The organism is uncultured Victivallis sp. (genome assembly GCA_944389935.1).
In the GTDB taxonomy this organism is placed as follows: domain Bacteria; phylum Verrucomicrobiota; class Lentisphaeria; order Victivallales; family Victivallaceae; genus Victivallis.
In genome coordinates, this window is sequence record CALXOE010000044.1 from 1 (window position 1) to 16,612 (window position 16,612).

The following is a 16,612-nucleotide window of genomic DNA, read 5'->3' on the forward strand; positions in this document are numbered from 1 at the left end:
CCCCCTGCCTCCCACGACCTGGTAACGAGAAAAGCGGCATTTACGCTGATCGAGCTCCTCGTTGTAATTGCGATCATTGCGATTCTCGCATCTCTGCTGTTGCCGGCGCTGAACCAGGCGCGGGACAAGGCGAAAGGTGCGAGCTGCCAGAATAACCTCAAACAACTCGGCTTCGCGACGATCAGCTACACCAACGATTTCAACGGACTCACAAATCCGTACTGGGCGGACAACACTCCGACCAATCCGACGAGCATCACTCCGGAAGACGTCATTCTCCGGGCCAACCGGCTCAAAGGATGGAATCTCTATTACGGAATGGGACGGTTGTATCAGCAGAAATACGTCTCAAGCGGCAAGATTTATGCATGTCCGCTCGTGGCGAACCTCTATGGGAGCAAAGGGAGTTTTGAGTCCCTCGCCAGCTATGACAGCTTTTACGACGTTTCCAGGATCAATGACAATCTCGGCAGTAAATATCTGATTTCCGGTTATTACGCCGTGCCCTACGACCACGATCTCACCTATCGGTCCGGATTTCCGAGCGACAAGGCATACTCCTGCGTCTCCTATCGGCTCACGAAACCGTATCTGCCGCTCATCAGTGACGATCTGCAGTTCAAGAACCGCCGTCATGCTCCCACGAGCGTGAACGTCTGTTATCAGGACGGCAGTGTGCGCAACAAGATCACCGCGACCCAGTGCGATTATCTCTGGTGGGAGATGCGCGACCTCTGGCGCGAGCTCGACCGGAACCGCAGCAGAAAATGAAAACGAAACTACCCGACACAGGTACAACCCGGAAAGGAAATTCCCCGATGTTGAAAATCGTCTCCCTGTTTGCGGCTGCGGCCGTGGTTCTTCCGGCTGCGGCTCTTCCGCCCGGCATTTCGGTCGACGAAAACGGTGTGTTGAAGCTTGGCGGGCTCTCCGCCACGGTCAACGTCTATGACAAGAGCTGGAGTCTGAGTGCCCAGAATCGGTCGAACATCGTTCCGGAGCCGAGCTATCCGGTTCCGTCCGAAAAGGTTTATGAACTCAAAGGAACGCTGAAAGTTCCGAATACGGACGGCTTTACGGTACATGAGTGGGTTCGGGAGCTCTCCTCGGACACGGCCACCTACTCCATGACGCTGACCAGTCAGGCGGGAATCCGCTGCCAGACCGTTGCGCTCGCCTTGAGTTTGCCGACGCACCGGTTCGATGGGAAAACCATCACCGTAAACGGGAAAGAACTTCCGGTCAAGACGACGTCGAAGCCCCTCTATCACGTCAAAACGCTCCAGATCGTGAACGGAGATCAGCTGATCACGATCAAAGGGGATTTCCCGGTTGTGATTCAGGATCACCGGAATTATTCGGTGCAGAGTTTTTCGGTCCGGCTGCTCTTTTCGCAGTCGTCCGGACTGGTGAAAGAGTCGAAGCTCGATTTTTCGGTCACGGTGACGCCGCTGGCGACTGCGCCGGTTTCTCTGGACAAGGCTTCTGGTGCGAAAGTGAGCGGGGACGCCATGGCGAAACTGCTGCGCGCCTACGGCACCAGCGGCGGCGAACTCTCGATCGGCAGTGTGAAGTTTCAGCTCGGGAACGTCCGGAAGAAAAGCGGCACCGCCCTGCGGATCGGGGAGGGGGAAAACGCCTCCATCCCGGTCGCCGGCAGCGGGAATGAACTTTATCTGATTCAGAATGCGACGGAGAGCGGCGCAAAACCGGTCGTCGTTGCGGTCTACGCCGACGGGAGCCGGAAACAGGTCGAACTCACGCACGGTCGCGAATTCAGCGCGGTCAAACCGCTCGGCAGATTGCCGAACGGGGCGCTGGCCGCGTCGAACAACGGCAGCTTTGACGGGCTTTACTTCACCCATTTCACGCTTCCGGCGGGGGAGATCAAAGCTCTTGAATTCGGGAATTCCGGTTCCGGAGAGTGGATCGTCGCGGCGGCGACTCTGGCCGAGGGGGTGACGAAACCCGCGACCGTCGAGAGCATCTACTACATTTCCGAGGGAAAAGAGTGGGCGCCGATGGAAAAGGTCAAGCCGGTGGTGGCCGGATCGATCCTCGATTTCTCCGGGATGCTCGACGCCCCGGCCGGAAAATACGGCTGGATCACAACGGACAAGGACGGCCACTTCACCGCGGAAAAGGCGCCGGGAAAACGGTTTAAATTCTACGGCCCGAACCTCTGCTTTTCCGCCCAGTATCTCGACCGGGAGAATGCGGAAAAACTTGCCGATGAGCTCGCGCGTCTCGGTTACACATCGGTGCGGTTTCACCATTACGACAACTCGCTTTCCGATCCGAAAGGGAACGACTCGACCGTCTTTCTTCCGGAGAAGATCGATCAGCTTGACTATCTCTTTGCCTGCCTGAAAAAGCGGGGAATCTACATTACGCTCGACCTTTACTGCAGCCGCCGCTTCCGCAACGGAGAACTGCCGGATGCGCCGTTCCGCGAGGGATATGCGATGAAACAGCTTCTGAGCGTCTACCCGCCCGCGCGTGAGAACTGGAAAAAGTTCGTCCGCAACCTCCTGACACACCGCAATCCGTACACGGGCCTCACGTGGGGGGAGGATCCGACGCTCTTCGCCGTGTCGCTGTCGAATGAGAATGTGACCACCAACAACTGGAACGGCAGGGCGAAACAGCTCTATCTCGACGGATACAAGGCGTATCTGGAGAAGCGGGGAATCGCCACGGAGGAAAATCTGAAGAACCGCGGCGGACTTTTTTACCGCTATCTGACCGATCTGAACATCGAGACGATCCGGGAGTTGAGCGATTTCGTGCACAAGGATCTCGGGTACAAGGGGCTCATCACGGAGATCAACTTCAAGGAAAACGCGGTGATCTCGGAAATCCGCGACACGCTTGCGTTCGTCGACAACCACAATTACTGGGATCACCCGAACTCTCTGCCGGGTCACTCGTGGAGTTTCCCGTTTCTGCACAACCAGATGAGCGCGCTCCGGGCGGCGGCGTGGAATCCCCGTACGCTGATGCCCTCCCGGATTTTCGGCAAGCCGTTTACGGTGACGGAGATCAACTACGTGTTCCCGAACCGGCATCGTGCCGAGTCCGGCCCGCTGCTCGGCGCATACGCTTCGCTTCAGGACTGGGATGGCCTCTACCGTTTCGCATGGTCGCACGACGACAAGGGAGTGCGCCACGAGTCGCCGATCAACCGGTTCGACATCGCGGAAGATTCTCTTTCGCAGGTGGCCGAACGGGTGACGAATCTCATGTTCGTGCGCGGCGACGTGAAGCCCGCGCCTTCCGGGATCGCCTGGCCGTACGGGGAGTCGACGTTCCGGGAGATGAACTCCATCGCCGAAGCGAATTTCCCGGTCGACTTCAGCATGCTCGGATTCTACTGCCGGATCGGCAGTCTGCGTGAAAACCGCACGTTCCCGGATGTGAAGCTTATCCGGAAGCCGAAAGATTTCATGCAGGAGCTTTCCGAAGCCGAAAAGAAGACGATCCGGGGCGCGGACAAGGTCAGCCAGACCGGCGAGATCGCCTGCAATCCCTCGCGGGGAACTTTGCGGATCGTCTCGCCGAAAACGGAGAGTTTGAGCTTTTTCAAAGGGGCGCTTGCCGGAGATGTGTTGACCGTTTCAGACGGTACACCGACGTTCCAGATCGTCACCGCCAGCAGTATGGACGGGAAACCGCTCGCCGCCAGCGGCAGAATTCTGCTCTTCCATCAGAGCGATGTGACCAACCGCCACATCCGTTACAGCTCCGAGTCGATGAACGCGGTCGAGCACTGGGGCAAAACGGAACCGCTGATCCGCCGCGCCTCCGCCGTCGTGCAGCTCAAACTTGAGCCGGGTGATTACCGTGTTCAGGTGATCGGTCTCGACGGCATGCCGAAAGGGACGATCCCGGCGGCATTTGCGGACGGCGCTCTGAAGTTCAGCGTGGATACGGCAAAATTCGGCGGCAGTATGATCTACCTGATCGAAAAGTAAAGCGATCCGATTCTGCGGAGAGGTTACCCCCTCTCCGTTTTTTTTTGCCCCGTTTTGACCGTTGCTAATCAAAAAATAATAAAAAAAAACGGAAAGGGGTTGACATTCGCCGGAAAGTTTGGTGTAATACACTTGTAATACATTCAATACAGAAAGGTGACAGTTGGCGATGGAGCTTTACAGCGAGATTCGCAAAGATCTGAAAGAGGGGCGTTGGGGGCCCGAGGGGCAGCTGCCTTCTTTCCGTTCTCTGGCAAAGCATTATAATTGTTCTCTGACGGTTGGGGGCTCAAGCAGTATCAGGGCGCGATCAAGGACTCGGTGCAGGAGACGAAACGGTATCAGGCGCTGCTGCTCATCGATGAAATTTCGCGGGCGCTGGGGCGGCCCGGTTTTCTGGCGCCGTCGGAGGCGGCGGGGAAGCCCGCACTCGTTTCGGCGGAGATCCCCGGAAAACGCAAAGTTGAGCGCGAGAAGATCGATCAGTTCCTCTACACGGACGGAAAGCCCTCGAGTGCATTCATGTGGTGCGGCAAAAGCGAGACGTTCCTGCGTTCCGTGGCGATTTCCGAGCAGGAGTTCTACGCGGTTTACCAGCCGCGGCAGCTGACCGTGTCTGTCGCCTGCCGGAAGAACGGTCTCGAGCTGACTTTCTTTGAAAAAGGCAGGCAGCGGAAAAAGGCGGCCCGTTCCCGGCAGGGAGTGGAACAGGAGGATGGATTCCGGTTTGTTTTCGAGCCGCAGGGGAGTACGGATGTCTATTCGTTCGCCGTGGACGACACGGGCCGCAGCGTGTGCTGGAAGAACGGCCGGAAGATTCCGGCGCGGTTTCAGATTTCGACCGATGCCGACGAAAACGGACTCACGCAGCGGATCGTGCTGCCGTGGTGCACATTCGGACGGAAAGAGGCGCCGAAACTCGAACGCTGGCGTTTCAATGCGGGACGTTTCTACCGCAACGCCTCGAAACTTGCGACCTGGACGCCGACTCCGGACGAGCTCGAATGCAACAGCGGGTATCTGGTTTTCGATCCCGCCGGAGCGCCGTCGGACTCGGTGAACATCGGGAACGTCTATCCGGGCCGCAACCGCCTGAACGGCGTGGAGCATCCTGTCGCCGGAACGCTGGTCGTGCTGCCGCCGGCCTGGTGAAATGAGGAACACAGGAGGAGACGGTGTCATGGACAAAATCCGCGTGACGATCTGGAATGAATTCCGCCACGAAAAAGAGGACCCGCAGGTCGCCGCGATCTATCCGGAGGGGCTGCACAAGGCGATCGCCGACGGCATCGCGGCCGACGATCTGGAGATCCGTCTTGCGACTCTCGACGAGCCGGAGAACGGCCTGCCGGATTCGGTTCTGAATACGACGGATGTTCTGGTGTGGTGGGGGCATTGCGCCCATCGCGAGGTTTCCGAAGTTGTGGCGCGCAAGGCGCACCGGCGCATTCTCGAGGGGATGGGGCTGATTGCGCTGCACTCCTCGCATTTCTCCCGGATCTTCGGCATGGCGCTCGGCTGCAGCGGGACGCTTCACTGGCGCGAGGCCGGAGAGAAAGAACGGCTCTGGAACATCGCGCCGACCCATCCGATCACGCAGGGAATCGGTGAATATTTCGAGCTTGAGCACGAAGAGATGTACGGCGAACGTTTCGACATTCCGGACGATGGCAGGACCATTTTCCTGAGCTGGTTCGAGGGGGGAGATGTCTTTCGCAGCGGAGTCGCTTTCGAGCGCGGCTACGGCAGGATCTTCTATTTCCAGCCGGGCCACGAGGCGTACCCGAATTACTACGACCGGAATGTGCTCCGGGTGATCGGCAATGCCGTCCGGTGGGCGAAACCGGTCTTCTTCCGGGAACTCGATGCCCCCTGCCGTCCTGCACTGGAACCGATCCGTTCCCGCGGGAAAAACGGAGACGGCGGAAGAGAGTCTGTGCTTGGATGATGAGGAGTGTTTTGATATGAAAGAGCTTGCGATTATTTTAGCTACGGGGAAACTCGGGATTTTGACTGTGCCGCTGACCGGCGGCAGCTTTGCCGGAGGCGGCTGGACGCCGGAAGAGTGGTGGGCAGTCCGCAGCCCGCGCTGGAGTCACATCGGCGGCTGGGTGCAGCATGCCGACCACATCGCCAACGAGGTCCCCGCCGGAGCCACGGCGGAGGAGATGCTCGGACCGCGCGCGCCGGAGTGTTATTCGAGTTTGCTGCTGAAGAAGCCGGTCGAGGGGAAGAGCAGCTTCACGATCGCCGCGTCATTCGATCACCTGATGGCGCCGCTGATCGTTCTGGCTCCGGCCGGAAGCATGGTTCCGGCGGAGGGGGAGGCGCTTGAGTATCGGGAGCACTTTGAAATCGTGCTCTGCAACGAGGGGATCAACGTCTGGCACCACGAGTACGGGAACGGCGCGCCCCGCTGGCATCTGGCGGCCGGCATCACGATGGAGCTGCGGCCCAAGACGATTTACGAGCTGGAAGTCTCCACGGATTTCAGCGCCTCTCAGCCGCAGATGATCGTCCGCTGCAACGGGATGGAGTTCCGTTATTCCGAGCCGGATCTGCCGGAACGGTACCATTGGGGATTCACCGGTTGCGAGGGAGTCAACCGGTTTTACTCCTGGGAGTTGCGGAGAGACGAAAACAAGTGAGAAATTCCGGGGAGAACGGCTCTCCGCACGCCCGGATGGATGCAAATGGATTCACAAGGAAGAAGATAATGAACACTGCTGCCGAACTGGAACCCAACTCGAAATACCGTTACTTTGCCGGAACGCTCAAATATACGACCGGTTCGCTCTTCATGCTTTTCTTCTGGATGCTTCTGGGATCGTTTTTCTTCAGTTTGACGGAGCGTCTGATTCCGGTGCTGATGCCGCTTTCGCTGCGGGCGTTCGACTGCAGCAACCAGACGATCGGGCTCGTGGTCGGCAGCGTGCCGTCGGTTCTGAACATCATTATAAATCCGTGGATCAGTTTCCGCAGCGACCGGACTCGTTCAAAATGGGGGCGACGGATTCCGTATCTTGCAGTGGCGACGCCGTTTGTGACGATCTTTCTCGTGCTTGCGGGATGGGCGCCGCAGATGGGTGTCTGGCTCGCATCGGTGTTCAGCGGAGTCTTTACGCCGGCTACGGCGGGGGTGATGCTGCTGATCGGATTTTCCATCTTCTATCAGATTTTCAATTTGTTTGTGGGATCGGTTTTCTACTATCTGTTCGCGGATGTGATGCCGGAACAGTTCATGGGGCGTTTTGTCGCCTGCTTCAACCTGGTCGGGCTCGGTGCGAACTTCGTTTTTCAGAGTTACCTGCTTGGATATGCTCAGGATTACATGGCGTGGATCTACACGGTCATTGCGGTCCTCTACGGGGTCTTTTTCATGGTGATGTGCGTGATGGTGCGCGAGGGGGAATATCCGCCGCCGGAGGAGACGGATGAGAAGCCGAACGCGATCGACAACATCAAGTTGTACGTGCGGGAGTGTTTTTCGATTCCGTTCTATCTCTGGTTTTTCGTCGGAACGGCGCTGAACGCGGCTTCGACGGTCTGCCGCGGGCTGTTCGGAATTTTCTTCGCGCAGGAGAACATCGGGCTGGATCTGGCCGACTACGGGAAGATCAGCGGGTACATCGCTCTGTTCATGATGGTGCTGATTTATCCGCTCGGGTGGCTGGCGGACCGGCTTCATCCTCTGCGGGTCTACATGTCCGCGGCTGTTCTTGTGATCATCACGAACATCTTCAGTTACTTCCTCACGGTCGACCGGACGAGTTTCATCGTGACGGCGACGCTGATGGCGCTGGTTTACGGCATTCAGGGGGCGAGCACGCTGCCGATGTTCGCGCTGCTGCTGCCGAAAGACCGTTACGGTCAGTTCTGCTCGGCGCAGGCGGTGTTTCAGGCGCTGCTGCTGGTGGTGGCGAACTGGGGCGGCGGGCTCTTCATCGACTGGACGGGGGATTTCCGCAATTTGTACGTCTGGGATATCATTTTCACCACGCTGGCGCTGATTGCGATGATTCAGGTTTACCGCGGCTGGATCCGGCACGGCGGGATGAAGAACTATGTGGCTCCGTGATTCCGGGGCGCTCGGGGAAAAAAGGCCGGCGGGGAGGGAATCCCCGGCCGGCTTTTTTCATTTCTCATGCGGATTCAGAACCATTCGGGCGGCAGGTGATCGCGTTCCGCTTCGAGCAGTTCGTTCATGATGTTCTTCGCATCGCCGAGGTTGTTGACGATCGGGTCGGTTGCGAGCGCGAGCAGAAGTTTCCTCCGGTCGTGGGAAACGGCGGCTTCGGCGGTGAGCTCGTGCGTGTCGAGAACCTGCTGGGTCAGTCCGAGGAGTCCGCGCGGCATGGCTCCGACCGGGAGCGGGCGCGGACCGTGTTCGAGGTCGAGCTCGCAGCGCAGTTCGAGGAACGCATCGGCGGGGAGATTCGTGACCGCGCCGCGATTCGGGGAGTTGATGTAGAACTTTTTGCCGAGATGCCCCCACATCGATTCGATGATGTCGGTCGCATGGTCGCCGCGCCCGGATTCAAAGAGGGTGGAGATCGGAGTTTCGCCGGTCGCGAGTTTGCGGGTTTTCTCCCATGCGGCGGCCATTTCGTCGGCGCGGTTGTAGCCGTCGAAACAGATGATCGGTTCGGGGGTGACCGGCGTGACGCCGTATCCCTGGAAGAACGGCACATACTCTTTTGTATGGCTGGCTGCGGTCGGAAATGCTCCGTAGAGCTCCATGAGAGCGAGTTCATAGTTCGCATTGAGACGCGGTTTCGCCTTGGTCGAGGGGGCGCGGTCATATTCGTGGCGCGCGGCCTCGCGGGTTTTTTCGAGCAGAAGCGGCATGAGATCGCGGCCGTCGAAGCGGCATTCGAGAATCCAGGTGCAGTGGTTGACGCCGGCGATCTTGAGGTCGAATTTCGCATCGATTTCGGGAGTGAATTCCGCGTCGGACCCGATGATGCCGAGTTTGCGCAGATACATTGCGCGGACGTAGGGCTCATGATTGCCGTCGCAGAGCGCGAAGCTGCGGACACCGGGGGCGTAGCGCATGAGTCCGATGCCGAGGGTCGAAGTCGGATTCACGAAGTTGATGAGCCAGGCGTTCGGGGCGAGGCGGCGGACGTCCTCGGCGATGCGCAGCACTTCCGGCAGTTCGCGGAGGGCGCGGAAGATGCCTCCCGGACCGATCGTATCGCTCGAGCACATCGTGACGCCATATTTGCGCGAGATGCGCGTGTCGAGTTCACGGTAGTAGGCGTTGCGGAATGAGAACGAGAGGACGACGAAGTCGGCATCTTTCATGACGGCGGTGCGGTCGGTTGAGCTGAGAATGTCGAGTTTGACGCCGGTGTGGGCTCTGGCCCGTTCGGCGATGGCGGTCATGGTTTCGAGCACGGCCGGATCGGTATCGACCAGCGCGAGGGTGCCGCCGTTCAGGACGGGGCTGTGGATCATGTTGTAGATGACCGGCTTGCCGAAGAAATAGCTTCCGGCGCCGATCACGACGACTTTGGGTTTGCCTGTCATGGGAATGCCTCCTGGTTTTGCTTATCATTATACCCCGGTCCGGTTGCATTTCAAAGAGGAACGATGTATTTTATCGGGTAATTTTGTCGCAGACACGGGAGGAGTCGGGAAATATGATTGAAGCGCTGTACCGTCCGACGCTGAACGGTTCGATTCCGGCGCCGTTGCGGGCGCGTTCGGCGGGACACTACCGGGTGAGCCGCCTGTGGCGGGAGGAGCCGAAGCGGAAGATGTTTCTGGAACTTTTCTGGGGGGTCTCGGGGGAGGGGGATTTCGTCGCGGAAAACGGGAGTGAATGGACGCTGCATCCGGGGGAGGTGGCGTTTTACTTTCCCGGGGACACGCACCGGATTTCGGCGCGCAGTGCGCAGTGGGAATATTACTGGCTCACCTGCGACGGGGAACACCTGGACGAAGTGATTGCGGCATTCCGTCTCGACCGCCGCCCGGTTGCCGCGGGACGCTGTCCGCATGAGCTGTTTGCGCGGCTCGGGCGGGAGCTGCGCGATTTGACGGCGGCGGGGGAGTTCCGGGCGGGGGCGACGGCGTATGAGATCATTTCGCTGGCGTGCATCCGGGGAGGAGCGGAAGAGTGCGAACCTCTGGTGGAGACGTTTCGTGCGCTGGTGGAGGAGCAATTCGAGGATGCGGATCTTTCGGTCGGCGGGATCGCTGCGGAACTCGGGGTGCACCGTTCGACGCTGGCGCGGCTTGTGCGGCGTCAGACCGGGATTTCGCCTGAAGACTACCTGATCTCGCGCCGGGTGCAGGAGGCGGCGAAACTTCTGGCCGGGACGCGGCTTTCGGTCAAGGAGATTGCGGCGCAGTGCGGATTCCCCGATCCGAACTATCTGGCGAAAGTCATGCGGAAACGGCTCGGACACTCGCCCTCGGAACTGCGCCTTGCGGGGCGGTGATCGGGCTCAGGCGAGGTTGATGCGTTCGACGCGGCCGGGGGCGCGGCCGAGGAAACGGGTTGCGTGGCGGTGGAACTCCGAGGGGAGGTCGGTCACGAAACAGCCGAAAGAGGGGGTATTCCCCGGATGTGCGGCGATGTGGTGTTCGCAGAGGAACTCCGCCGTGTATCTGGCGCAGGCGGTGGCGCTGTCGAGAATCTGCACCTTGCCGGAGAAATAGTCGTTCAGCGCTTCGATGAAGAGCGGGTAGTGGGTACACCCGAGCAACAGTGCGTCGGGCGGATCTTGCCGGAGTTTCGCCAGATAGAGGTCGAATACGGCCGGGACGATAGGTCCTGAGGTCACGCCCTCTTCGGCGAGCGGGACGAGCAGCGGGCAGGCGATGCTTTCGACCCGGATCGAGCAGTTGGCGGCGTGGATTCCGCGCCGGTATGCGTCGCTGTTGACGGTGGCGCGGGTGCCGATGACGGCGACGCGCTCGGCTCCGGAGTCGATGACGGCGCGGACGCCGGAGTCGATGACGCCGAGGATGATCTGGTCGGAATAATCCCGCTTGAGTGAATCGAGCGCGACGGCCGAGACGGTATTGCAGGCGGCGATGACGAGTTTTACGCCGCGGGAGAGCATGAATTCGACGTCCTGATGGGCGAAGTGGATGATTGCATCGACCGATTTATCGCCGTAGGGAACGCGGGCGGTGTCGCCGAGGTAGGCGACGGCTTCACCGGGCAGTTTGTGCTGCAGAGCGGCGGCGACGGTCAGCCCGCCCAGGCCGGAATCGAAAATGCCGATGGGGCGGTTGTCGAATGGTTTCATCACTGGGGTTCTCTCCTGTATCCGGCTAATATAGCGCACAATTCCATTCTTTCAAGGGGGATTTCTCTTGAAAACGGGGGGAGGCAACATTATAGTAATGCGTCGTCGATCGCGGACACGGTGAATCATGGTGAAATTCCGTGGCTGTCGCGCAACCGTCATAGTCGGATCCCGTCGCGATCGAAACGGAATCAACTTGTGCGCGTAACACAAAGGACAGAAAAGAGATGCACACTGATCACTCCCTTGTTCCCTGTTTTCGGGAAACTCTTCCGGCCGAATTATGTCTGAGTCCCATTTCCTTTTGCAGCCCGGTCTGCGCTCAGCCTGCAGAAGATGAGTCCGGAGGGGAAACGCTGCTCCGGCGCGATTTCGCCGCGCAACCCATTTCTGCGCCCGGCAGAACAAGAGAGGGGTTCGGGGGAGAGAAAGCGGCTCGCAAGAGCGCGTCTCTCCCCGTACCAATCAACCATCAAACAACCCATCAGCCGATCATCGCCGCGCAACAGAGTCTCCGCTCGGCAAGCGGCTCTTTCTCCCCGCACCGGCCGACCGCAGCCGAGTCCGAGTCCGACTCCGACCCGTACGCGGCACCGGCACCTTGCCGGCCGCAGGGGGTGCGGGGGGCGGCGGACACGCCCCCAGCCACCCACGGCCCTGCGGCGCTCAAAGCCCACGGCCAGGAGGCGAGAAAGGCGGCGTTCACGCTCATCGAGCTCCTCGTAATGATTGCGATCATTGCGATACTGGCGGGGATGCTGCTGCCGGCGCTGAATCAGGCGCGGGAGCGGGCGAGGGGGAGCAGCTGCCTCGGCAACCTGCGGCAGATCGGGGCGGCGAATCAGATGTATGCGAATGACAACGATGACATGTTCGTCATTTACTGCAACGACAGCAGTTCGACGAATGCGAAGAATGCGGATTACTGGCTGGGGCATCTCGGGGCGGAGAATTACGATTTGACGCGGAGCAATCTTCTGGGGGAGTATTACGGGGATTCGCCGCGGGTGATGGTTTGTCCGGGAGTGGTGCTCAAGAGCAAGCAGGGAAACAACGGCAGCGGGGATGAGCTGACCGGCGATCTGACCGATCTGGCGGGTGGCGGCGGTTACGGATATAACGGGAACTGGCTCGGGCAGTATGTGCTGAACAATGTGCGTTACAACTTCAAGCGGAGTCGGATGAGGCATACTTCCGACACGGTGGCATTTGCGGACTGTGCGCGTTCGGCGATGGGGTCGAGGAGCTATAATCCGGTGCGGGTGACGCCGCTGCTGTATTGCAAACAGAAGCCGGACGGGAGCCGATATGATTCCGAGGCGAGTGGGACGACCCATTTTCGACACGGAAAGATGGCGAATATCAGCTGGGTGGACGGGCACGCGAGCACGGAGCATCCGGGATCGATCAACGACGACAGCGCCGCGCAGGCCGAGCTGGTCGGTTATGTCGGCGCCCTGAACCGGGATTTGTACAATCCGATGCGCGACAGGGATGAACTGGAGTGATCGAACGATGAAAAAGCTCTGGATCGTTGTGGCAGTGCTGCTGGCAGCTGGCGGCGGAGTCTGGTTCGTTGGTTCGCGGGGGAGTGTTCCGGCCGCGGCGGAGAGCCGGGAGGCGCCGGCAGCGGAAGCCGCGGCTGCGGCGGAGTTCGTGACGGAATTCCGGGCGTTGCTGGCGGCGGGTGAGACGAAGAAAGCGGAGAGTCTCTGCGACAATCCGCGGGCGGAAGGTTTGCGCGAACAGTTTGAACTGCTGTGCCAGGTCGACTGGTCGGAGAAGCCGGAGCGGGTGGAGTTCCGGACGGCCCGCGATAACAGCTGGTCGCTCTACTATCCGGTGGCGAGCGGCGGCCCGGTGCAGATCGTGCTCCGGCGCAGGGAGGATGGTTCGTTCCGTTTCAAACGGGTTTACTGCCCAGCGGGGGAGAACGAATGAGAAAATGGTTCATCACGTGGCTGCTGGTCGGTATGGCCGGGACGGTTTCCGCGGAGATCGTCTCGGAGGGGGCGGAGTCGATCCGTTTCCGCCAGCCGGACGGAGTGGTGGTGGACGTGCGCCGGAAGCCGGAGCGGACGGTGATCGGGATCGGTTCACTGGTCGAGCTCTGGTATCTGGCAGGAGGAACGGCGGTCGGGATTCCGGGGGTGCGCAGTGAGGAGACGCTGCCGGAAGCGGCGCGGAAACTGCCGAAGATCGGCGGGACGTTCGTCACGAATCCGGAGCTGGTCATGTCGCTGCGGCCCGATCTGCTGCTCTACCCGTTCCGCCACGGGCGGTGCCGGGCGCTGGCGGAACAGATGCGGAACACGGGAGTTCCAACGCTCGGAGTGGATTATGACAACTACACGGATTTCGCGGGTCTGTTCGACTTCTTCTGCCGGTTGAACGGGAGTACGATCGAGCAGAATCCCGAGGCGGCGCGGATCACGCGGGAGGTGGATGCGATCTGCCGGAGCGTGAAGCATTATCCCGCGCCGAGGGTGGCGATCGTGTTTGCCGCGACGGCGGGCTTCAAGCTCGAGGGGGAGAAGTCGAATACGGGAACCATTGCGAAGATGCTGGGCGCGAAGAACATCGCCGTAGTCGAAGAGGGGCGTCGAATTACATTCAGCTACGAACGGCTGTTGATGGAGAATCCGGATGTGATCTGCATTGTGACGATGGGGGAGGTCAATTCTCTGAGGGAGAAGTTCCGGCGGGAAATCATGTCGCAGGCGGCCTGGCGCGAGCTGCGCGCTGCGAAGAGCGGGCGGGTTCATTTTCTGCCGTCAAATTTGTATTTATATCTGCCGGGACGGCATTTTCCGGAGGCGTTCCGCCACATGGCGAAGCTGCTCTACCCGGAGTGGCGGGAGGAGGAGGCGGAACGGTGAAAGCGTTGCGGACGAATTCCGGGCGGCTGGTGGTGGTGGTTTTTCTTGCGCTGCTGCTGGTCGGGGCGATGCTGCTGAGTCTGCGGTTCGGGGCGCTGAAACTTTCGTTCGGCGAGATTCTCGAGACGTTGTTTCAGCGACGGGACGGGATCGATTATCAGATTGTGTTCAACATCCGGCTGCCGCGGGTGCTGCTCGGGGCGATGGTCGGCGCGAGTCTGGCGGTGGCGGGGACGATTCTGCAGGGGGTCATGCGCAACCCGCTCGCGTCGCCGGGGATCATCGGGGTATCAGCCGGTGGGGGGCTTGCGGGGATTCTCGTGATGCTGGCGCTGCCGCAGTTCGGGGCGTTTCTGGTTCCGGCGGCGTTCTGCGGGTCGCTCGGGACGGCGGTACTGGTTTACCTGCTGGCGTGGCGGCGCGGGGTGAATCCGGTGCGGCTGATTCTGGCGGGGGTAGCGGTCTCCTCGATGCTCGGGGCGTTCAGCAGTACGATTCTGCTGTTGAATGCGGAGCAGGCGGGAGGTGTGCTTGACTTCACGATCGGGTCGCTGGCGACGCGAAGCTGGCCGCAGATCCGGCAGGCCGGTCCGTATATGGCTGCGGGGCTGGCTGCGGCGCTGTTTTTGAGCAGGAGATTGAACATTCTTGCGCTCGGGGACGAGGTTGCGGCCGGACTCGGAATCCGGGTGGAGCGGACGCGGTTGCTGCTGCTGACGTCGGCGGCGCTGCTGGCGGCGTCGGCGGTGAGCGTGGCGGGGCTGCTCGGGTTTGTCGGGTTGATCGCGCCGCACATTGTACGGATTGTGATCGGGACGGACAACCGGTTTCTGGTGCCGGGGTCGGCGCTGTTCGGTGCGGCGATGGTGGTCGGGTGCGACACGGCCGGGCGCATGGTGATGGAACCGTCGGAGCTGCCGGCGGGGGTGATCATGTCGCTTCTGGGGCCGCCTTTCTTCCTCTGGCTTTTGAGGAGGCACAGTTATGAGGCTTGAGGTGCGTGGCGTTTCGGCCGGATACGGGGCGAAGCTCGTTCTGGACGGGGTTGAGTTCGAGATTCCGGCGGGGAAGATCATGACGCTGGTCGGTGCGAACGGCAGCGGCAAGTCGACACTGTTGAAAGTGATCGGGCGGCTGTTGAAACCGCGGACCGGGTGCGTGCTGCTGGATGGAAAGGCGGTGCATTCGTGTGATACGGCGGAACTGGCGCGGAAGATGGCGATTCTGCCGCAGCTGCACCACGCTTCGGGAGAGACGACGGTGCGGGAGCTGGTCGGATTCGGCCGGTTTCCGTACCGGAGCGGATTCGGGGTGTTGAGTGCGCGTGACCGGGAGGTGATTGCGGAGATTCTGCGCCTCACGCGGCTCGAACCGTTGCAGGAGCGGAAACTCTCGACGCTCTCGGGCGGCGAGCGGCAGCGGGCGTGGATCGCGATGACGCTGGCGCAGGAGCCGGGCGTTCTGCTGCTGGACGAGCCGACGACGTTTCTGGACATCCGCTGCCAGTTCGAGGTGATTGAGCTGGTGCGCGATCTGAATCGCCGGTGCGGAATTACGGTGTTGATGGTGCTGCACGATCTGAATCTGGCGGCGCGTTGTTCGGACTTCATCGTCACGCTGAAAGGGCGGCGTATCCGGCACATCGGGACGCCGCGGGAGATTCTGCAGCCGGAGATTCTGCGGGAGATTTTTGAGATCGAGTCCGTCGTTCATGTCGGGGCGGACGATATTCCCTACTGCGTTCCGACCGGGAGCGTGAAAGAAGAGGACAATAAGAACGGGGATGGCGGGTTATGACGGCGAAATTTTACGGGATCGGCCTCGGTCCCGGTGATCCGGGGCTCGTGACGTTGCGGGCGCTGGAGGTTCTTCAGAGTGCGGGACGGATTTTCTGTGTGGCGGCGCGCGGGGCGTCGCGCAGCGTATCGGCGTCGATTCTCGCGGCGCTGCCCGGGGGGACGGCGGAGGTGACGGAACTGGAGTTTACGATGTCGACCGACTGGGAGGAGCGGCTGGCGCGGATCGACGGGCATGCCGCTGCGATTCTGGAACTTCTGCGCGGCGGGGTGGAGTGCGCGTTTGCGTCGATCGGCGACCCGATGACTTACAGCACCTGTTCATATCTGCTGCGGGCGTTGCGGAAACTCGAGCCTGAGCTTGCGTATGAGATCGTTCCCGGCGTGAATTCGTGGAGCGCGCTTGCGGCGAAGTGCGGCGAAGTGCTCTGCGAGGATGAGGAGACGTTACGGATCGTACCGGGATATTCGGTCGCGGATGGGGAGGACCCGGCCGCGTTTTCCGGGCACGGTACGACGGTGCTTCTGAAAGCGTACCGCAACCGGAATCGGCTGCTGAAAACTCTGCCGCCCGGGGCGCAGGTGCTCTACGGCGCGAACATCGGGCTTGCCGGTGAGGTGTGCTGTTCGGATGTCGGGGAAATGGAGTCGCTGCCGGAGGCATACTTGTCGATGCTTGTGGTGAAACATTGAGGACA

15 protein-coding genes and 1 riboswitch are annotated in these 16,612 nt (G+C 60.6%); of the genes, 13 read left to right on the forward strand and 2 right to left on the reverse strand.

Annotated elements, in window-relative coordinates:
- Nucleotides 1–18: 18 nt before the first annotated feature.
- The 6 genes from Q0J85_RS12125 to Q0J85_RS12150 all read left to right on the forward strand — a co-directional run bounded on the left by Q0J85_RS12125 (nt 19) and on the right by Q0J85_RS12150 (nt 8,052).
- Nucleotides 19–771 (forward strand): type II secretion system protein, encoded by a 753-nt coding sequence (locus tag Q0J85_RS12125; RefSeq protein ID WP_367274655.1) that lies wholly within the window; start codon nt 19–21, stop codon nt 769–771.
- A 47-nt stretch (nt 772–818) separates the two neighbouring features.
- Nucleotides 819–3,974, forward strand: coding sequence for a hypothetical protein (locus tag Q0J85_RS12130; RefSeq protein WP_294481978.1), 3,156 nt, complete (start codon nt 819–821; stop codon nt 3,972–3,974).
- A 267-nt stretch (nt 3,975–4,241) separates the two neighbouring features.
- Nucleotides 4,242–5,126 (forward strand): hypothetical protein, encoded by an 885-nt coding sequence (locus Q0J85_RS12135; protein WP_294481980.1) that lies wholly within the window; start codon nt 4,242–4,244, stop codon nt 5,124–5,126.
- A 28-nt stretch (nt 5,127–5,154) separates the two neighbouring features.
- On the forward strand, nt 5,155–5,922 hold the full coding sequence (locus tag Q0J85_RS12140) for a ThuA domain-containing protein (protein ID WP_294481982.1): 768 nt from the start codon (nt 5,155–5,157) through the stop codon (nt 5,920–5,922).
- A 16-nt stretch (nt 5,923–5,938) separates the two neighbouring features.
- The gene (locus Q0J85_RS12145) at nt 5,939–6,622 is read left to right on the forward strand and encodes a hypothetical protein (protein ID WP_294481984.1); all 684 of its coding nucleotides are present in this window, start codon (nt 5,939–5,941) and stop codon (nt 6,620–6,622) included.
- Nucleotides 6,623–6,690: 68 nt separating this feature from the next.
- Complete coding sequence (locus Q0J85_RS12150; protein WP_294481985.1) at nt 6,691–8,052, forward strand: MFS transporter; 1,362 nt, start codon at nt 6,691–6,693, stop codon at nt 8,050–8,052.
- Nucleotides 8,053–8,126: 74 nt separating this feature from the next.
- On the opposite strand, the gene Q0J85_RS12155 is transcribed toward Q0J85_RS12150, so the two are convergent.
- Nucleotides 8,127–9,506, reverse strand: coding sequence for a hypothetical protein (locus tag Q0J85_RS12155; RefSeq protein ID WP_294481987.1), 1,380 nt, complete (start codon nt 9,504–9,506; stop codon nt 8,127–8,129).
- 113 nt (nt 9,507–9,619) lie between these two features.
- On the opposite strand from Q0J85_RS12155, the gene Q0J85_RS12160 reads away from it, so the two are divergent.
- A complete protein-coding gene (locus tag Q0J85_RS12160; protein ID WP_294481988.1) occupies nt 9,620–10,423 on the forward strand; it encodes an AraC family transcriptional regulator in 804 nt (267 codons plus the stop codon).
- A gap of 6 nt (nt 10,424–10,429) precedes the next feature.
- Here the strand turns inward: Q0J85_RS12160 and murI are convergent, their stop codons facing one another.
- Nucleotides 10,430–11,239 carry a glutamate racemase gene (gene murI, locus Q0J85_RS12165; RefSeq protein ID WP_294482023.1) on the reverse strand — a complete coding sequence of 270 codons (810 nt, stop codon included), beginning with the start codon at nt 11,237–11,239 and terminating at the stop codon, nt 10,430–10,432.
- Nucleotides 11,240–11,347: 108 nt separating this feature from the next.
- Nucleotides 11,348–11,468, forward strand: a riboswitch (adenosylcobalamin-variant (AdoCbl-variant) riboswitch).
- Between murI and Q0J85_RS12170 the strand changes: the two genes are divergently transcribed.
- From Q0J85_RS12170 to Q0J85_RS12195, 6 genes are all read left to right on the forward strand, one after another.
- Nucleotides 11,467–12,747: a type II secretion system protein gene (locus Q0J85_RS12170; protein WP_294481990.1), complete on the forward strand. Its 1,281-nt coding sequence runs from the start codon at nt 11,467–11,469 to the stop codon at nt 12,745–12,747. Its footprint overlaps the riboswitch before it by 2 nt.
- Before the next feature lie 7 nt (nt 12,748–12,754).
- Nucleotides 12,755–13,180 carry a hypothetical protein gene (locus Q0J85_RS12175; RefSeq protein ID WP_294481991.1) on the forward strand — a complete coding sequence of 142 codons (426 nt, stop codon included), beginning with the start codon at nt 12,755–12,757 and terminating at the stop codon, nt 13,178–13,180.
- Nucleotides 13,177–14,118: an ABC transporter substrate-binding protein gene (locus Q0J85_RS12180; RefSeq protein WP_294481993.1), complete on the forward strand. Its 942-nt coding sequence runs from the start codon at nt 13,177–13,179 to the stop codon at nt 14,116–14,118. Before Q0J85_RS12175 ends, Q0J85_RS12180 begins: the two co-directional genes overlap by 4 nt.
- Nucleotides 14,115–15,113, forward strand: coding sequence for an iron ABC transporter permease (locus Q0J85_RS12185; RefSeq protein WP_294481994.1), 999 nt, complete (start codon nt 14,115–14,117; stop codon nt 15,111–15,113). Before Q0J85_RS12180 ends, Q0J85_RS12185 begins: the two co-directional genes overlap by 4 nt.
- Nucleotides 15,103–15,915, forward strand: a complete 813-nt coding sequence (locus Q0J85_RS12190; protein WP_294481995.1) for an ABC transporter ATP-binding protein — start codon at nt 15,103–15,105, stop codon at nt 15,913–15,915. The genes Q0J85_RS12185 and Q0J85_RS12190 overlap by 11 nt, the downstream gene beginning before the upstream one ends.
- Complete coding sequence (locus Q0J85_RS12195; RefSeq protein ID WP_294481996.1) at nt 15,912–16,607, forward strand: precorrin-2 C(20)-methyltransferase; 696 nt, start codon at nt 15,912–15,914, stop codon at nt 16,605–16,607. Before Q0J85_RS12190 ends, Q0J85_RS12195 begins: the two co-directional genes overlap by 4 nt.
- Nucleotides 16,608–16,612 lie beyond the last annotated feature (5 nt).